Source organism: Streptomyces sp. NPDC060205 (assembly GCF_042728395.1).
GTDB lineage: Bacteria > Actinomycetota > Actinomycetes > Streptomycetales > Streptomycetaceae > Streptomyces.
The window spans coordinates 15,739-34,793 of the sequence record NZ_JBHWZP010000016.1 but is presented as its reverse complement, the minus strand read 5'-3'; the positions used below and the strand labels follow the sequence as shown (position 1 = coordinate 34,793).

Sequence of the window (19,055 nt, the reverse complement as noted above, 5' to 3'; positions counted from 1 at the left end):
TGCCGGTCCTCACCGTTCGTCGTGGTCGCTGTCGCCGCGTACGGCGTCTTCGAGTTCGCTGAGCACCTGTTCCTCCACCAGGTCGGCCAGGGCGGCGACCGTGCGGTGGACCAGGACGTCACGGGGTGTGAGGTGCACGCCGAAGGCGTCGTTGGCCCGTGAGGAGATGTGCAGGGCGCGCAGGGAGTCGCCGCCCAGGTCGAAGTAGTCGTCCTCGGCGCCGACGCGCGTGTCCAGCGCCTCTTCCCACAACCCGGCGAGGATCTCCTCGGTGGGAGTGCGGGGAGCGACGTGCTCCGCGGTCCGCGGCGCGTCCGGTGGGGGCGCGGGCAGGGCGGCCCGGTCGGTCTTGCCGTTCTCGGTGAGCGGGAAGCGATCGAGGACGACGTACGCGGTGGGCACCATCGGGCCCGGCTGGGTCGCGGCGGCCAGCGCCCGCAGCTCGGCGGCGGACGGCGTGTCGGCGCCGGGCGCGCGCAGCAGGTGGGCGACCAGGCGCGGCAGGCCCGGTTCGTCCTCCCGTACGCTCACCACCGCGTCCAGCACGGCCGGATGGTGTACGAGCGTGGCCTCGACCTCGCCCGCCTCGATGCGGTGGCCGCGCAGCTTGAGCTGGTGGTCGGTGCGGCCCAGGTAATGCAGTTCACCACAAGTGTCACGTCGTACGAGGTCGCCGGTGCGGTACATACGGGTGCCGGGCGGCCCGAACGGATCGGCGGTGAAGCGGGTCGCGGTCAGACCGGGCCGGCCCAGATAGCCGCGGGCCAGCGCCGGTCCGCTCAGCCACAGTTCGCCCGGCACGCCGTCGGGGACCGGCCGTCGGCGGGCGTCCAGGACGTACGCCCCGGTGGTGGGCAGCGGGCGGCCGATGGGCGGGGCGCCGCCGTTCGCCTCCAGTGCGTCCGACCAGGTGGCGACGACGGTGGCCTCGGTCGGCCCGTAGGAGTTGACCAGGCGGTGGTGCGGGGCCCAGCGGGCGACCAGGTCGGCGCCGCACGCGTCGGCGCCCACGGTCAGGGTCTTGAGGTCGGGCAGGGTGCCGGGGGTGTCCGGCGGCAGGGTGCCGAGCGCGGCCGGGGGCAGCAGGGTGTGGGTGATGCGCTCGGTGCGCAGCACGTCGGCGAGTTCGGCGCCGAGCAGCGGACCGGGCCGTGGGACGACCAGGCGGGCGCCCTGCGGCAGGGACATGCACAGCTCCAGCACCGAGGCGTCGAAGCTGGGGGTGGCGAACGCCAGCACCCGGTCGCCCGGCGCCACCCGGTAGTGCGCGGCCTCGGCGGCGGCGAAGGCGGCCAGGCCCCGGTGGGTGACCATGACGCCCTTGGGGGTGCCGGTCGAGCCCGAGGTGTAGATGACGTAGGCCGGGTCGTCCAGGTCCAGGGGGCGGAGGCGGTCGGCGTCGGTGGGCCTGCGGCCGGGGGCGCCATCCGGCCCACCGGCCCCGCCGACCCCGTCGACTCCCCCCATCCCTCCCTGCTCGTCCGTGAACAGCTCAGCCACCTCGGCGGCGTCGAGCGTGACGGCGGGCGCCGCGTCCCGCAGCATGAACGCGACCCGCTCCGGAGGGTAGTCGGGATCCACCGGCAGGAAGGCGGCGCCCGCCTTGGTGACCGCGAGCTGGGCGAGGACCATGTCCGCCGAGCGCGGCAGGACCAGGGCGACGAGCGTGCCGGGGCCCGCGCCGCGCGCGATGAGCCGGTGCGCCAGGCGGTTGGCCCGCTCCTCCGCCTCGGCGAAGGTCAGGGTCAGGCCGGGCGCGCTCAGTGCCGTGGCCGTGGGACCGCGGTCCACCGCCGCCTCGATCAGGTCGGGCAGGGTGGCCGGGGCGACGGGTGCGAGCTGCGGGCGGGCGGGGCCGCGCAGCAGCCGGGCCCGTTCCCCGGGCGGCAGGATGTCGATCGCGTCGAGGCGGTCGGTGTCCTGGGCGGCGGCCAGTTCGGCCAGCGTGTGCAGGAGCTGGGCGGCCAGGGAGCCGGCGGTGGCCGCGTCGAAGTGGCGCGGGTCGTAGCCGAGTTCGACGCCGAGCCGTTCGCCGGGCGAGATCACCACGGTGAGGGGGTAGTTGGTCGCCTCCCGGGCGTCGAGGTCGTGGACGCGGACGCCGTGGGCGCCGGCCGTGGCGTCGCCGACGGGGTAGTTCTCGAAGACCAGCAGACTGTCGAACATCGGCGTCCCGGCGGGCAGTCCGCTCCACGCCTGGAGGTCGGTCAGGGGTACGTGGTCGAAGCGGCGGTCCTCGGCCCGTACGGCCTGGGTGTCCCGCAGCCAGGTGTCGCAGGCCGCGCTCCCGTCCACGGTGACGCGGGCGGGCAGGGTGGTGATGAACAGGCCGGTGATGGTGTCGGCGCCGGGCAGGTCGGCGGGCCGTCCGGAGACGGTGGTGCCGAAGCACACCTCCCGTTCACCGCTCCACCGCGACAGCAGCAGCGCCCAGGCGCCCTGCGCGACGGTGTTGAGGGTGAGGCGGTTGCGGCGGGCGAAGTCCTCCAGCCGCTTGGTCTCCTCCGTGTCCAGCAACTGGGACAGCCAGGTGCCGGAGCGGGCCGCTGAACTCCGGCCGGGCCTGCGGTCGTAGGGCAGCGGCGTGGGAGCGGTGAGGTCCGCGAGGGCGCGCCTCCAGTGCTCCTCGGCGGGTGCGGTCTCGCGGGCCGCGAGCCAGGCCGCGTAGTCGCCGAACGGGCGGCGGTCCGGCAGCCGGGGCTCCTCGCCCCGGGCGAGTGCCGCGTGAGCGGCCATGACGTCGGCCAGGACGTGGAAGACGCTCCAGCCGTCCAGGAGGACGTGGTGGAAGGTCCACACGATCCGTACCTGGTCCGGGCCGAGCCGGATCAGGGCCAGGCGCAGCAGCGGAGCGTGGTCCAGTGCCAGTCCGCGGATCTTGTCCTCGGCGAGCAGCCGTTCCAGCGCCGTGTCGCGCGCGTCCGGGGGCAGGGCGGACCAGTCGTGTTCGGTGAACGGCAGCGTGGCGGTGCGGTGCACGGCCTGGAGCGGGGCGGGGACGCCGCTCAGCACGACGGTGGTGCGCAGGACGGGCGTGCGGTCGACCACGTGCTGCCAGGCGGCGGCGAGCAGACCAGGGTCGGACACCCCGTCGGCGACGAAGGTGATCTGCTCGACGTACATGCCCCGGCCGGGCTCGTCCAGGCCGTGCACGACCATGCCGGTCTGGGTGGGGGTGAGGGGGTAGAGGTCCACGAGGTCGCGTCCGGTGCCGACCAGCCTGTCCACCGTCGACTGGTCCAGGGACACGAGTGGGAAGTCCGACGGGCTGCGGCCTCCGGCGCCGGGTTCGGCGCAGTGCCGCACGATGTGCCGCAGTTCGTCGGCGAGTTCGGCCGCCAGCCGGGCGACCGTGTCCCGTTCGTGCACCTCGCGCGAGTACGACCAGGTGAACTGCAGGCGCCTGTCGCTGACGTGGCCGAGCACGTCGAGGAGGTGCGGCCGGTCCGCCGTACGGTCGAGGCCGCCGGCCAGTCCGGCGTACGGGGTGTGCAGCAGGCCGTCCTCGGTGGTGCCGCGGTCCTGCTGCCCAAGGTAGTTGAAGCCGACCTGCGGCAGTCCCGGCAGGCCGAACCGGTCGCGGTCCGGGTGCAGATGGCGCAGGGCGCCGTAGCCCAGCCCGCCCCTCGGCACGGCCCGCAGGCTCTCCTTGACGGACTTCAGCGCGGCTCCGGTGCCCGCGTCCCCGGGCAGGTCCAGTGCGACGGGGAACATGGTGGTGAACCAGCCGACGGTACGGGCCAGGTCGACGTCGTCGAACAGTTCCTCGCGGCCGTGGCCCTCCAGCGCCACCATGACCCGGTCCCGGCCGGTCCAGCGGGCCAGGACCCGTCCCAGGGCGCACAGCAGGACGTCGTTGACGCGGGTGCAATAGACGTCCGGTACGTCCTGGAGCAGCCGCCGGGTGTCGTCGGCGTCCAGGGCCACCGTCACCGTCTCCTCGCAGGCGGCCGTGTTGGCACCCGTGAGGTCGGTCGGCAGCGGTGTGGCGTCGGCGGACAGGCCCTGCCAGTAGGCGAGTTCGTCGTCGAAGCCGCCCGCGGCGGTGTGGGCGGCCAGCCGCTGGGCCCAGGTCCGGAAGGAGGTGCTCTTCGGGCCGAGGTCGGCCCGCTCGCCGGTGCGCAGCGCGCGGTAGGCGCTCTCCAGGTCCTCCAGGATCAGCCGCCAAGACACCGCGTCCACGACCAGGTGATGGGCGGCCAGCAGCAGCACCGGCCGACGGCCGTCGCCGCGGCGGCACAGGGCGGCCCGGAGCAGCGGCCCTGCGCCGAGGTCGAACCCGGCGCACAGGCGGTCGGCGAGGGCGCGTATCGCCGCGTCGGAGGCGTCGGAGCCCTCGGACGGGTCGCCCGCGGTCGACGCACCGGACCCGCCGGAGACGTCGTGCACCTCCAGGCCCGGCCCCTCCCCCGGCGCCGTGCCGTACTGCCGCCACCGTCCGCCGTCTCCGCCGCCGGACGGCTCGTAGCGCAGGCGCAGGGCGTCGTGGTGTTCCACGACGACGGCCAGGGCCGCCCGCAGCAGCGTCTCGTCGGTGTCGGCGGCCAGGTGGAAGGAGACCGCCTGGGTCAGCTGCGCGGGATCGCCGGTGAGATCATCGAACAGCCAGTGCTGGACGGGGGTCAGCGGTACGTCCCCGACGACAGGACCCTGTTCCGCCGCGGTCCGCGGGGCGGCCGGGTCCCCGGCCGCGGCGGCCAGTTCGGCGACGGTCTGGTGGCGGAACAGGTGCCGGGGTGTCAGGGCGAGACCGGCCCTGCGGGCGGCGGAGACGATCTGGATGCCGAGGACGGAGTCGCCGCCGAGCGCGAAGTAGTTGTCCCGCGCGCCCACTTCGGGCACGCCCAGCACCTCGGACCAGATCGCGGCGAGCACCCGCTCGGCGTCGGTGCGCGGCGCGCGTTCGCCGCTCCCGCCCGGCGCCGACCACACGGGGTCGGGCAGCGCGCGCCGGTCGAGCTTGCCGGTGGCTCCGAGGGGCAGCCGTTCCAGCGGGACGACGAGCGCGGGGACCAGGTGGTCGGGGAGCGTACGCGCGAGGAAGGCCCGCAGACCGGCGGAGCCGGGAAGCGCGGGGCCCGCGGGGACCACGTACGCCACCAGACGCTTGTGACCGTCGTGCTCGACCACGCGGGCCGCTGCCGCGGACACCTCGGGGTGCCGGGCCAACGCCGCCTCGACCTCGCCGAGTTCGATACGGAAGCCGCGGACCTTCACCTGGTCGTCGGAGCGGCCGAGGTACACCAGCTCCCCGTCGGCCGTCCACCGTACGAGGTCTCCGGTGCGGTACATCCGGCCGCCGGGCGGGCCGAACGGATCGGCCGGGAAGCGCGAAGCGGTCAGGCCCGGCCGGTCGAGGTAGCCGCGGGCCACCCCGGTCCCGGCCAGGTACAGCTCGCCCGGCACTCCGGCGGGCACCGGCCGCAGCCGGGCGTCCAGGGCGTAGGCGCGGGCGCCGCCGACGGGCCTGCCGATGAGCGGTACGCGGTCGGGTTCGGCCGGGTCGCAGGTGAAGGCGGTGGCGTAGACGGTGGCTTCGGTGGGGCCGTAGATGTTCATCACCCGGCAGCCGGGGACCGCCGAGCGGACCTGGCGAACGGTCTGCACGGGCAGTGCCTCGCCGGCGAGGACGACGGTGTCGGCGCCGACGCGGACGGTGTCCTCCGCCAGCAGCCGGCCCAGCGCGGAGGGCACCGCGCTGAGCAGTCCCGCCTGCCAGGGTTCCTCGCGTTCGGCGAGGGCCAGCAGGTCATGGACGATCTCGACGCGGCCACCCGCCAGCAGGGGCGCGAAGATCTCGAACACGGACACGTCGAAGTTGAGCGAGGTGGAGGCCACCACATGCTGCAGGCCCCGTCCGCCGCCGAACTCCGTGGCGGCCCAGTCGGTCAGGGCCAGCACCGACGCCTGGGCGACGACGACGCCCTTGGGCCGGCCGGTCGAGCCGGAGGTGTGGATGACGTAGGCGGGATGCTCGGGCAGCAGTCGTCCGTGCCGTTCGTTGTCCGTGATGCCGTCGCCTGACAGGGCGGCCAGGCGCGCGGCGCAGGCGGGGTCGTCGAGGGCGATCCGGGTGAACGGCCCGTCCGGCAGCCGCCCGCCCGTCTCCGCGCAGGTCACGACCGCTTCCGGCCGTACGTCGTCGAAGAGGAAGGCGATGCGCTCGGCCGGGTAACCCGGGTCGACGGGCAGATAGGCGGCGCCGCTCTTGAGGACCGCCAGGAGTGCCACGATCAGGTCCGGGGTGCGCGGCAGCGCGAGCGCGACGAACCGTTCGGGCCCGGCCCCGGCCTCGATGAGCAGTCGTGCCAACCGGTTGGCACGCTCGTCGAGCTGCCGGTACGTGAGCTGTTCCCGTCCGCCGCCGAGCACCGCCACGGCACCGGGGGTGCGCGCGACCTGGGCGCGGAAGGCCTCGGGCAGGGTGCGGTACGCCGCCTCGGACGGCGTCCGGTGGAGGGGCCCGGTGCGCGGGCCGCCGAAGCGGTCCAGCAGGCGGCGGCCCTCCTCGGCGGCCACCAGCGGCAGGTCTGCCAGGACCCGGTCCGGGCCGGTGGCCATCTCCGTCAGCAGCGTGCGCAGGCTCGCGCCGATGCCCTCGACGGTGGCCGCGTCGAAGGCGGCGGGGTCGTAGTCCAGGGTGACGGTGAGGGTGTCGCCGGGCGCGACGACCACGCTGAGCGGGTAGTTGGTCGGCTCCACATCGCGTTCCTGCTCCATCGCGAGGCCGTGCCGGTCCAGGGCGTCCGCGTCGAACGGATAGTTCTCGAAGACCACGATGCTGTCGAACAGAGGCGTGCCGCCCGGTACTTCGCTCCACGTCTGGAGCTGGGCCAGGGAGACGAAGTCGTGGCGCCGTGACTCCGACTGGGCGGCCTGCAGTTCGCCCAGCCATTCCAGCAGGCGGCGCCCGCCGTCGATGCGCGCCCGGGTGGGCAGGGTGTTGATGAACAGGCCGACCATGGAGGTCACGCCCGGCAGGTCGGCGGGACGCCCGGAGACGGTCGTGCCGAACACCACGTCGTCCCCGCCGCCGTAGCGGGACAGCAGCAGCGCCCAGGCGCCCTGGAGGACGGTGTTGACGGTCAGCCCGGCCGCCTGCGCCGTCCCCCGCAGCCGCGCCGACACATCGGCGTCGAGCGTGACCCGCACCGACCCGGAGGACGAGGTGCGGTGCGCCTCGGCGGGCCGCCGGTCGCGCGGCAGCTCGGTGGCGACGGGGAAACCGGCCAGCGCCTCGCGCCAGTACGCCTCCGCCCGCCCGGTGTCCTGCCGGGCCAGCCAGCCGAGGTAGTCACCGAAGGGGGCGCGGCCGGGCACGGCCGGGCGGCGCCCCGCCGTGAGCGCCGCGTACCGCTCGCACACCTCGTCGAAGACCTGGGCCGCGCTCCACCCGTCGAGCAGCAGGTGGTGGAAGGTCCACAGCAGGCGCACCCGCTCGGGCGACATCCGGATCAGGGTCAGGCGCATCAGCGGGGCCGTCTCCAGGTCGAGGCCCGCCTGCCGGTCCTCGTCGACCAGCCGCGCGAATTCCGTCCCGCGGCGCGCGGCGGACCAGCCGGACCAGTCGTGGTGCGTGACGGGCACGGTCGCCCGCCGCCGCACGGCCTGCATCGGCTCGGCGGTCTCCTGCCACACCGGGTGGGTGCGCAGCATCGCGTTGGCGTCCACCGTCCGCTGCCACGCCTCGGCCAGGGCGTGCGGATCGGTGACGCCCGACAGCACCAGCTGCACCTGGTTGACGTAGGTGCGGCTGTCGGGGTCCAGCAGGCTGTGGAACAGCATGCCGGACTGCATCGGCGTCAGCGGGTACAGGTCCTCGACCGTACGGCCGTCGCCCACGACCCGGTCCACGGCGGCCTGGTCGATGCGGACCAGGGGGAAGTCCGACGGCGTACGGCCGCCCGCGTCCGGCTCGGCGCAGTGCGCGACGATGTCCTCCAGCGCCCGGAGCATGCCCGCCGCGAGACCGTCGACGGTCTCCTCGCGGTGCAGGCGCCGGCTGTAGTGCCAGGTGAGCTCCAGCTGCCCGTCCTCGACACGGGCGACCACGTCGAGCAGATGCGGGCGTACGGACTCCGGTGCCTCGGCGCCGTCCAGGCCGCCCGGCACGGAACGCACCAGCGCGCCGCCCTGCGCCGACCACTCGAAGCGGCCCAGGTAGTTGAAGCTGACGCCGGGCATCGGCGCGTCGGTCAGGCGCTCGTCGCGCGCCAGGTGGCGCAGGGCGCCATGGCCGAGGCCGCGCGCGGGCACCGCCCGCACCTGCTCCTTGACGGACTTCAGGGCGGCGCCCCAGTCCCCGTCCCCCTGCCGGTCCGGGAGTTCGAGGGCGACGGGGAACAGGCTGGTGAACCAGCCGACCGTACGGGACAGGTCGATGTCGTCGAAGAGCTGGTCCTCGCGGCCGTGTCCCTCCAGGCCGACGGCGACGGTCCGCCGTCCGGTCCAGTCGGCGAGCACCCGGCCGAGGGCGGTCAGCAGGACGTCGTCGACACGGGTGCGGTAGACACCCGGCACCGCACGCAACAGGGCATCCGTGCGCCGCCGGTCGAGGCGTACGGTCACGGTGTCCACGTCGGCCATGGTGGTGCGGCCATGACCGTCCACGTCGGCCGTGGTGGTGCCGCCGACCACGTCGGCCGGCAGGGGTGCCGCGCAGTGCCGGGCCACCGTCTCCCAGTGCGCGCGCTGCGCGGCGAAACCGCCCGACGCGGTGTGCGCGCGCAGCCGCCGCGTCCACTCCTGTACGGAGGTCGTCCGCTCCGGCAGGCGTACGGGTTCGCCGGCTCGGGCCTGCCCGTAGGCGGTCTCCAGGTCCTCCAGCAGGACGCGCCAGGAGACGCCGTCGACGACCAGGTGGTGCACGACGAGGAGCAGGCGGGCTCCGGTGCTGCCCGTCATACCCGTGGTGCCGGTGGTGCCGGTGAACAGGCGGGCCGTCAGCAGTGGTCCGCTCGCGAGCTGGAAAGAGGCGTGCGCCTCGGCCGTCACCCGGGCCTCGGTCTCCCCGGCCGCGGGCTCCCCCAGCCCGCGCAGGTCATGGACGGTCAGCAGCTCGGGGGCCCCCTCGTCGGCTGCCGGGCACTCCTGGCGCCAGGAGCCGTCGGCCGACCGGACGAAACGGCAGCGCAGGGCGTCGTGGTGCGCGTACACGGCCTCCAGTGCGCGCCGCAGGGCCGCCTGGTCGACGTCGTCGGGCGTCTCCACGACGACGGACTGGTTGAAGAACTCCGGCCGCCGCGGCCCGGGTTCGAGGAACCAGTGCTGGATCGGGGTGAGCGGAACCTCGCCGCTCACCGGCCCGGTCCCCGCGACGGGTACGGCCGTGCCGCTGGTCGCCGCGGCGGCCAGAGCGGCGACCGTCGGATGCCGGAACAGATCCCTCGGTGTGAGGGCGAGCCCGGCCGCACGGGCACGGGAGACGACCTGGATGCTGAGGATCGAATCGCCGCCCAGCGTGAAGAAGTTGGTGTCGGCGCCGACCCGTTCCACACCGAGCAGCTCCGCCCAGATCCCGGCGAGGGTCCGCTCGGCCTCGGTGCGCGGCGCGCGGTACTCGGCGTCACCGGCCGCCGTCCAGTCGGGTGCGGGCAGCCGGCGCCGGTCCACCTTGCCGTTGGCGGTCAAGGGCAGCTCGGCCAGCGTGACGTAGGCGGCGGGCGCCATGTAGTCGGGCAGTTCGGCGACGACGTGCGCGCGCAGCTCGTCCGCGGGCGGTACGGCGGCCGAGGGTACGGGCACGAGGTGTGCGGCCAGGCGCTTGCGTCCGGCGTGCTCGTACACCGAGACGACCGCCTCGGCGACGGCCGGGTGGGCGGTGAGCCGGGCCTCGATCTCGGTGGGTTCGACGCGGAATCCCCGGATCTTGATCTGGTCGTCCGCGCGCCCCACGAAGTGCAGTTCGCCGTCCGCGCTCCACCGCACGATGTCTCCGGTGCGGTACATCCGCCCGCCGGGCGGGCCGAACGGGTCGGCGAGGTAGCGTGCGGCGGTCGCGCCGGGCCGCCCGGCGTAGCCGCGGGCCAGTCCGGCACCCGCGAGGTACAACTCCCCCGGTATGCCGGGGGGTTGCGGCTGGAGGGTGTCGTCCAGGACGTACACGCGTGTGTTGTCGAGCGGCCGTCCGATGGGCAGCACGGGCGGCAGCGGGTCACCGGCGCGGAAGACCCGCCGGGTCGCGAAGGTGGTGGTCTCGGTCGGTCCGTAGCCGTCGACGACGGTGAGGCCGGGGCAGGCGTCGAGCACGCGGCCCACCACGGCGCCCGGTACGGCCTCGCCACCGGTCCACACCTCATGGGCACCGCGCAGGCAGGTGGGGTCCTCCTGGGCGAGCAGCCGGAACAGGCCGGCGGTCAACCACAGGCAGCGCACTCCCTGCTCGCCGATCGCTCGGCGGACGACGGTGGCGTCCACGTCGGCCGGCGGGGCCAGCACGGCCGTTCCGCCGCGCAGCAGCGGCACCCACAGCTCGTAGGTGGCGGCGTCGAAGGCGTGCGGGGAGTGCACGAGGACCCGGTCGTGTCCGGCGAAGGCGCTGTCGAGGGCGAGCGCGGCGACGTCCCGCTGGCGTACCGCGACGCCCTTGGGGATGCCGGTGGAGCCGGAGGTGAACATCAGGTACTGGACGTTGTCCGGGTGGATCGCTCCCAAGGGCACGCCCTCGCCGTCCGCACCCGGCACCTCCGCACCCGGCACCACGGCATCCTGTACGTCGGCGGCGAGAAGGTCGGCCACGCGCAGTACGGTCCCCTCGGGCAGCACATCCCGAACCTCGGTCTGCCGGCCGGCATCGGCATCGGCATCGGCATCGGTGAGCAGTAGCCGCGCGCCCGCCTCGGCGAGCATCCGGCGCAGCCGCTCGTGCGGTGCCCGGCTGTCCAGCGGTACGAACACGCCGCCGGTGCGGACCAGGGCGAGCTGGACGACCACGAGGTCGGCCGAGCGGTCCATCAGCACGCCGACGGGGACCTCGGGCGCCACTCCGAGCGCGGCGAGCCGGCCGGCCAGCAGGGCGGCCCGGGCGTCGAGTTCCCGGTAGGTGAACCGCTGGGCGTCCGTCTCCAGGGCCACGGCGTCCGGCGTGCGCCGGACCTGCGCGGCGAACAGCTCCGCCACGGTGGCCTCGGACCCGGCCAGGCCGGTGGCCGTGTCGTTCCACTCCTCGACCACCTGGGCGCGACGGGTGTCCGTGAGCAACGGCAGCCGGGCGGGCGTACGTTGGGGCATGCCCGCCATGTTGGTCAGCAGGACGGTGAGGTACTCGACCATGCGCTCGACGGTGTCCGCGTCAAACAACCGGGGGTCGTAGCCGAGCCGCAGACCGAGTTCGGCGCCCGGATAGGCCACCAGGCTCAGCGGGTAGTTGGTGGTCTCGATGCCGTCCAGGGCGCTCAGCCGCAGTCCGTGCGCGGCGGCCAGGCCGTCGTCGACCGGGTAGTTCTCGAAGACGACGATGCTGTCGAACAGGGCGGCGCGTTCCGGGAGTTCGGTGAACCCCTTCATGCGGGTGAGCGGCACCTGGTCGTGGCGGCGGTCCTCGCTCTGCTCCTGCTGGAGGTCGCGCAGCCAGTCGAGCAGGGACCTGTCGTGCGGCACGGTCACCCGGGTGGGCAGGGTGGTGATGAACAGGCCGGTCATGGTGTCCGCGCCCGGCAGCTCGGGGGGCCGCCCGGACACGGTCGTGCCGAACACGACGTCGTCCCTGCGGGCCTGGCGGCTCAGCAGCAGCGCCCAGGCGCCCTGTACGAGGGTGTTGACGGTGAGCCCGGCCGTCCTGCCCAGTTCCTCCAGGGCCCGGGTAATGACCGGGTCCACGGTGGTGCGGACGGCCGCGGTGGACTCGGCCCGGTGACTCTCGCGCGGCTCCCGGTCGTACGGCAGCGAGGTCGCCTCGGTCAGATCGGCCAGGCGGCGCCGCCAGTGCCGTTCGGCCTCGGTCCCGTCGCGCTCGCGCAGCCAGGCCACGTAGTCGCGGAAGGGGCGCCGCTCAGGCAGCGGCTCCCGCCCGCCCGTGGCGTGTCCGGTGAACACGTCGGACAGCACCTGGAACAGGCTCCAGCCGTCCAGGACCAGGTGGTGGAACGACCACACCACCCGTACGCCGCCGTCGGAGATGCGGGCGAGCACCAGTCGCTGGAGCGGGGCCCGGTCGAGGTCGATCCCCTGCTCGCGGTCCCCGTCCAGGAGGTCCCGCAGTCGGTGCTCGCGCTCCTCCTCGTCCAGGTCGCGCCAGTCCAGGTGGGTCACGGGCACGGCCGCCTGCCGCTGCACCACCAGAAGCGGCTCGGGTACGTCCTGCCAGACGACCCGGCCGCGCAGTACGGGTGTGTGGTCGGTGACGCGCTGCCAGGCCGCCGCGAGCGCGGCCGGATCGGGTACGCCGTCCAGGTCGAAGGTCAACTGCTGGAAGTAGACGCCCAGATCGTCCTGGGAGAGCCGGTGGAAGAGCATGCCGGTCTGGGTGGGGGTGAGCGGATGGATGTCCTCCACCGCGTACGGGTCGTCGCCGGCGATCCGGTCCACGGCGGTCTGGTCGAGGCGGGTCAGGGGGAAGTCCGAGGGGGTGCGTCCGGCGCTGCCGGGCCGGCCGGCGTGCCGTGCGATGCCGGCCAGCGCGTCGGCGAAGTGCGCGGCCAGCTCGGCGACGGTCGCCCGCGTGTGCAGTGCGTCGGAGTAGAACCAGCTGAACTCCAGCGCGTCGCCGTCCAGCCGGCCCACGACCTCCAGCGGGTGCGGGCGCAGTGCGGCGGGGTCGGCGTCCAGTTCCAGGGTGCGGAACGGGCCCGCGTACAGGCCTCCGGTGGTGTCCGGGAGGCCGAACCTGCCCAGGTAGTTGAAGCTGACCTGTGCCTCGGGCGCCTCGGGCAGTGCCCCCGGGCGGGCGAGGTGGCGCAGGGCGTCGTGCCCGAGGCCGTGCCGGGGCACCGCCCGCAGCTGCTCCTTGACCTGCTTGAGTACGGTGTCCCAGCCGGCGCCGGGCGGGACGGCGAGGGCGACGGGGTGGCGGGTGGTGAACCAGCCGAGGGTGCGGCTGGTGTCCACGTCGGCGAACAGTTCCTCGCGGCCGTGCCCCTCGACGTCCACCAGCACGCGCTCGTGCCCGGTCCACGCGCACAGCACGCGGCCGAGCGCGCTCAGCAGGACGTCGTTGACCCTGGTGCGGTAGGTCTCCGGCAGGGTGCGCAGCAGGGCGGAGGTGTCCTCGGGTGTGAGCCGGACGGTCACCGACCGGGCGGAGGCGTAGGTGTTGGCGCCCTCGCCGTCGGTGGGCAGGGTCGCACCGGCGCCGGCGACGGCAGCGGTCCAGTAGGCGGCCTCGTCGTCGAAGCCGCCGCCGGCCGCGTGGTCGGCCAGCCGCCGGGCCCAGTGCCGCAGCGGTGAACTCTTCGGGGGCAGTGCCGCCGGTCCGTCCCGGCCCTCCCGGCGGGCGCGGTAGGCACGGTCCAGGTCCTCCATGAGCACGCGCCACGACACGCCGTCGACGACCAGGTGATGGACGGACAGGTGCAGCACGCGGGACCTGCCGGGGCCGCGGTCGTGCAGGACCGCGCGCAGCAGCGGGCCCCGGCGCAGGTCGAAGGCACCGTGGTGCGGAGAGTCGGTGTCCGGACCCGTGTGGCGGGTCAGGTGCACGCGGGGCGCCTTGTCCTCGATGCGCCAGACGACGGGCGGGTGGGCGTCCGCGCCTTCGGCACCGGCGCCCGCTGTCTCGTCATCCGTCTGCTCGCTCGTCTTTTCGGTGAGGAAGCGCGAGCGCAGCGCGTCGTGGTGGGCGACGAGGTCGTTGAGAGCCTCCTCCAGGGCCGCCGGGTCCAGGTCGTCGGGGACCTGGAACGACAGGGTCTGGGCGAAGCGCTCGGCGTGACGGTCGGCGCTCTCGAACAGCCAGCGCTGGATGGGCGTCAGGGGCGCGCCGCCGGTGGCGCCGACGAGAGCCGGGGTCGCGGGCCTGCGGCCGCCTGCCGCGTCGGCGCAGCGGGCGAGGGCGGCGATCGTCTGGTGGCGGTAGACGTCCCGGGAGGTCAGGGTGAGGCCGGCCTGCCGGGCCTGGGCCACCACCTGGATGCTGAGGATGGAGTCACCGCCCAGCATGAAGAAGTTGTCGTCCACCCCGACGCGGTCCACGCGCAGGATGTCCGCCCACACGGCGGCGAGGATGCGCTCGGTGGGCGTGCGCGGGGCCACGCGGTGTGCGCGGCTGCAGGCGGGTCCCGGGTCCGGGAGGCGGGCCCGGTCCAGCTTGCCGTTGGGGTTGAGGGGAAGGTCCGCCAGGACCATGACGGCCGTCGGCACCATGTAGTCGGGCAGGGTGTGGCCGAGGGTGCGGCGCACCTCCTCCGGTTCGACGCGCGCGTCCGGAGCGGGAACGACATAGCCGACCAGCCGGCGGTGGCCCTCGCTCTCCCCCACGGTGGCCGCCGCCTCCGCCACCCCGTCGAGTCCGCGCAGCGCCTCCTCCACCTCGCCGAGTTCGATGCGGAAGCCGCGTACCTTGACCTGCTGGTCGGTGCGGCCCACGTACTCCAGTTCGCCGTCGGCGGTCCACCGGACCAGGTCACCGGTGCGGTACATGCGGTCGCCCGGCGCGCCGAAGGGGTCGGCGACGAACCGGGTGGCGGTCAGCCCCGGGCGTCCCAGGTAGCCGCGTGCCAGTCCCCTGCCGCCCAGGTACAGCTCTCCCGTCACACCCGGCGGCTGGAGGCACAGCAAGGGGTCCAGGACGTACGCCCTGGTACGGGCCACGGGCCTGCCGATCGGCGGCGCCTGCGCCGGAGCCCCGTCACCGGCGAACCAGGCGGTGGCGTAGACGGTGGCCTCGGTCGGGCCGTAGATGTTGGCGATGTCGCAGCCGGGCATGGCCCGCCGCAGGTCCTGCACGGTCTGGGCGGGAAGGGCCTCGCCGGCCAGGACGACGGTGTCCGCCGTCACGGGCGTGCCGTCCTCGGCCAGCATCCGGGAGATCACCGACGGCACCCCGCTGATGAGTCCGGCCCGCCGGGGCTCCGGAGTGTCCAGAAGCGCGGTGAGGTCGGTGATCACCTCGATGCCACCGCCCACGAGCAGGGGGCAGAGCATCTCGAAGACCGACACGTCGAAGTTGAGGGAGGTGGAGGCCACGACGTGGGCCAGTCGCCGTGGGCCGAACCGCTCCTGCGCCCATGCCGCGAGGGCCGCGACACTGCGATGGGTGACCACAACACCCTTGGGACGGCCGGTGGACCCCGAGGTGTAGATGACGTAGGCGGGATGCTCCGGGTCGAGGGGCCGCACCCGGTCGGCGTCGGTGAGGTCGCGGCAGCCGAGGTCCCCGTCGGCGGTGCCGGTGTCCCCGTCGGCGGTGCCGGTGTCCTCCCGCGGAAGGCAGTCCTCCAGCAGCAGCGGGACGCAGTCCTCCGGCAGTGCTCCGGCGGTCGCGCGGGTGGCCAGGACCAAGGCGGGGGCCGCGTCGGCGAGCATGAGGCGGACGCGCTCGACCGGATAGCCGGGGTCCACCGGAAGGTAGCCCGCGCCCGTCTTCAGTACGGCCCACAGCACCGGCAGCAGGTCGGCCGTGCGTGGCAGGCACAGGGCCACCAGCGTCTCGGGGCCGATGCCGCGGGCTGCCAGCAGCCGGGCGAGCCGGTTGGCACGCCGGTTGACGCCGGCGTAGTCCAGGCGTTCGGCTCCGCAGGTCACGGCGGTCCGGTCGGGTGTCCGTGCCACCTGCGCCTCGAACAGCGCGGGCAGCGTACGGGCCGGTGCGCGGCCGGTGTCCTCGGCCGGCGGGTTCCACTCCTCCAGCACCGTGTGGCGTTCGTCCTCCGAGAGCAGGGCCAGTTCGCCCACCGTGCGGTGCGGACCGTCGGCCATGCCCTCCAGGAGCCGGCCCAGCTGGCGGGCCATCCGCGCCACGGTCCGGGCCTCGAACAGGCCGGTGTTGTACTCGACCGTCAGCTCGCAGCCGCCGTCGGTACGCGGCACGAACTCCAGCACCAGGTCGAACCGCGCGGCCGGCCGGGGCAGCGGCTGCGGCTCGATCCGTATCCCGTCGGCCCCCGGCGGGTCGCTGAGGGCCGTCTGCTGCACCACGAGCACCTGCACCAGCGGGGTACGGCTCGGGTCCCGGGGCGGGGCCAGTTCCTCCACCACCCGGTCGAACGGCACCGCTTCATGGGCGAAGGCGTCCAGCACCGTCGCCCGCATGCTCTCCACGTACCGGTCGACGGTCAGGGTGTCGTCCACCTCGCCGCGCAGTACGACGGTGTTGGCGAAGAAACCGGTCACGTCCTCCAGTTCGCGGCGTCCCCGCCCGGTGGTGACGGTGCCGAAGGCGATGTCCCGCTGCCCGGAGTACCGGGAGAACAGCACCGCCGCGGCCCCGGCGAACAGGGTGAACACCGTCGTGCCGCGGCCCCCGGCGAGCTGTCGCAGCCGCGAGAGAAGTTCGGCCGGGAGGTGCTGACGGTGGGCCTGACCGTCGGTGGTGCGCACCACCGGCCGGGGCCGGTCGGTCGGCAGTTCCAGTTGCGGCATGCCGGTGAGGTGCCGCTTCCAGTACGCGAGGTCCGAGGCGTTGCCGTTCCCGGAGCGCTGCTGCCGCTCCCACACGGCGAAGTCCGGGTACTGCACGCGGGGTTCGGGCAGTCCTGAGGGCAGGCCGGACACCTCGGCCCGGTACAGCGCCGCCAGGTCACGGGTCAGGATGCCCACGGACCAGCCGTCGGTGACGATGTGGTGCTGGGCCAGCAGCAGCACATGGTCGTCGGTCGCGCGGCGGACGAGCAGGGCCCGGGTGAGCGGACCGGTGGCCAGGTCGAAGGGGCGGACGAGTTCGTCGGTGAGCAGTTCCTCGACGGCCTCGTCGTGCCCGGCGGCGGGCAGGTGGGTCACGTCGGCGGTGCGCAACGGCAGTTCCGTGTGCGCGTGTACGTGCTGCACGCCCTGGCCGTCCTCCGTGGCGAAGGTCGTGCGCAGGGAGTCGTGGCGGGCGGACAGCCGGTCCAGGGCCCGGCGCAGCGCCCCGGTGTCCAGTTCGCCGCGCAGCCGCAGCGCGAGGCCGGTGTTGTACTCGGTGCCGCCCGGGGTGAGGTCGTCCAGGAACCACAGGCGTCGCTGGGCGCCGGAGAGCGGGAGCGGCCGGTCGCGCGGGACGGCCGGGATCGGGTCCGGGGGTGCCACGAGGGTCGACGGCCTGATCAGCCGGGCCAGCGCGGCGACGGTCCGCGCGGTGAACACGTCCCGGATCGAGAGCCGTGCGCCGAGTTCCTCACGGATGCGGGCCAAGGTGCGGGCGGCGAGGATCGAGTCACCGCCCAGGTCGAAGAAGTCGTCCTCGACGCCGACGGCTTCCGCCCCGAGGACGTCCGCCCAGACGTCGGCGAGGACGCGCTCCTGCGAGGTGCGCGGTGCCACGTGGCCCGGAGCGACCGCGCGGACGGGTGCCGGCAGCGCACGCCGGTCGATCTTGTTCTGCGGGGTGAGCGGCAGGGCGTCCAGGACGACCACGGCGGCGGGCACCATGTGCGGGGGCAGGACGGCTGCGGCGACCGCCTTCACGTCGGCCGCTTCCAGGGGGTGTTCCGGGCCGGCGGCGGTGACGTACCCGACGAGTTGCCGCCGTCCGGGCTCGTCCTCGCGGACCACGACCACGGCGTCGCGCACCCCGCCGTGGCGCCGCAGGGCCGTCTCGACCTCCCCGGGCTCGATACGGAAACCGCGCACCTTCACCTGGCGGTCGACGCGGCCCAGGTACTCCAGTTCGCCGTCCGCGTTCCGGCGCGCCCGGTCGCCCGTGCGGTAGAGCCGGGCCCCGGGCGGGCCGAAGGGGCTGGCGACGAAGCGGCCTGCGGTGAGGCCGGGGCGGTTGAGATATCCGCGGGCCACTCCGACTCCGCCGACGTACAGTTCCCCGTCGGTTCCCGCCGGCACCGGCCGCATGGCGGCGTCCAGGACGTACGTCCCGGTGCCGGCGAGAGGCCTGCCGATGCTCGGTGTGCCGCTGCCTGCGGACAGCGGGCCGGTCCAGGAGGCCACGATCGTCGTCTCGGTGGGACCGTAGGAGTTGATCATCCGGCGGCCGGGCGCCCACTGGTCGACGAGTGCCGCGGGGCACGCCTCGGCTCCCACGATCAGTGTGCTCAGCCGTCCCGGGCCGATCCGCGCGGGGTCGAGCACGGTGGCGAGGGCGGCCGGCGGGATCAGCGCGTGGGTGATGCGGTGTTCGTCGACCACCGCGGCGAGTTCGTCGCCCAGCCAGGGGCCGTCGGGCGGGACGACGAGGGTGGCGCCGGACAGGACGGAGATGAACAGCTCCAGCACGGAGGCGTCGAAGCTGGGCGAGGAGAACTGCAGGACCCGGTCGCCGGGGCCCACGGCGTACTGTTCGGCGGCGCCCGCGGTGAAGGCGGCGATGCCCCGGTGGGTGACGGTCACTCCCTTGGGCGTTCCCGTCGAGCCCGAGGTGTAGATGACGTACGCGGCCTGGTCGGCGTCCACCGGCGGGCCCGGGCGGTCCGGGGCGGGCCCGGCGGCCTCCATGACGGCGCGCAGGGCGGCCGGGTCGTCGAGGACGACGGCAGGCGCCGCGTCCGTCAGCATCAACGCGCGCCTCTCACGCGGGTACTGGGGATCGACCGGCAGGAAGGCGGCGCCCGCACGGGCCGCTGCCAGTTCGGCGGCGATCAGCTCCAGCGAGCGCGGCAGGACCAGCGCCACCGTCCGCTCAGGACCGGCTCCGCGCCGTACGAGATCGGCGGCCAGGCGCCCGGTCCGCTCCGCCAGTTCCCGGTAGGACCAGGTCCGCCGGCCGTCGGTCACCGCAGGCGCGTCCGGCGTGCGGCGCGCCCACGAGGCGAACAGTTCACCGAGCGGCAGCGGCTCCACCGTGCCGTCGGTGCCGCCTTCGGCGGTGACGTCTTCCGCCGGGGCGGAAGGGGACATCGGCACGGGCTCGTTGTGCAGGTCCGTCATGGGGGGTCCTTCGCAAGCGGTGGTGACACGGGTGCGCGCGGGCGTGGGGAGGCGCCCGGGCGCGGCGGGCCGCACGGGGCGGCGCTTCGGCGCGGGGAGGGGTA

The 19,055-nt window shown here is 74.5% G+C and carries 1 protein-coding gene; it reads right to left on the bottom strand.

Features of this window, described 5'->3' with window-relative positions; all coding sequences use genetic code 11:
- Nucleotides 1-9 precede the first annotated feature (9 nt).
- Nucleotides 10-18,951, bottom strand: a complete 18,942-nt coding sequence (locus tag ACFWGJ_RS04855) for a non-ribosomal peptide synthase/polyketide synthase (RefSeq protein WP_387321049.1) — start codon at nt 18,949-18,951, stop codon at nt 10-12.
- Nucleotides 18,952-19,055: the final 104 nt, after the last annotated feature.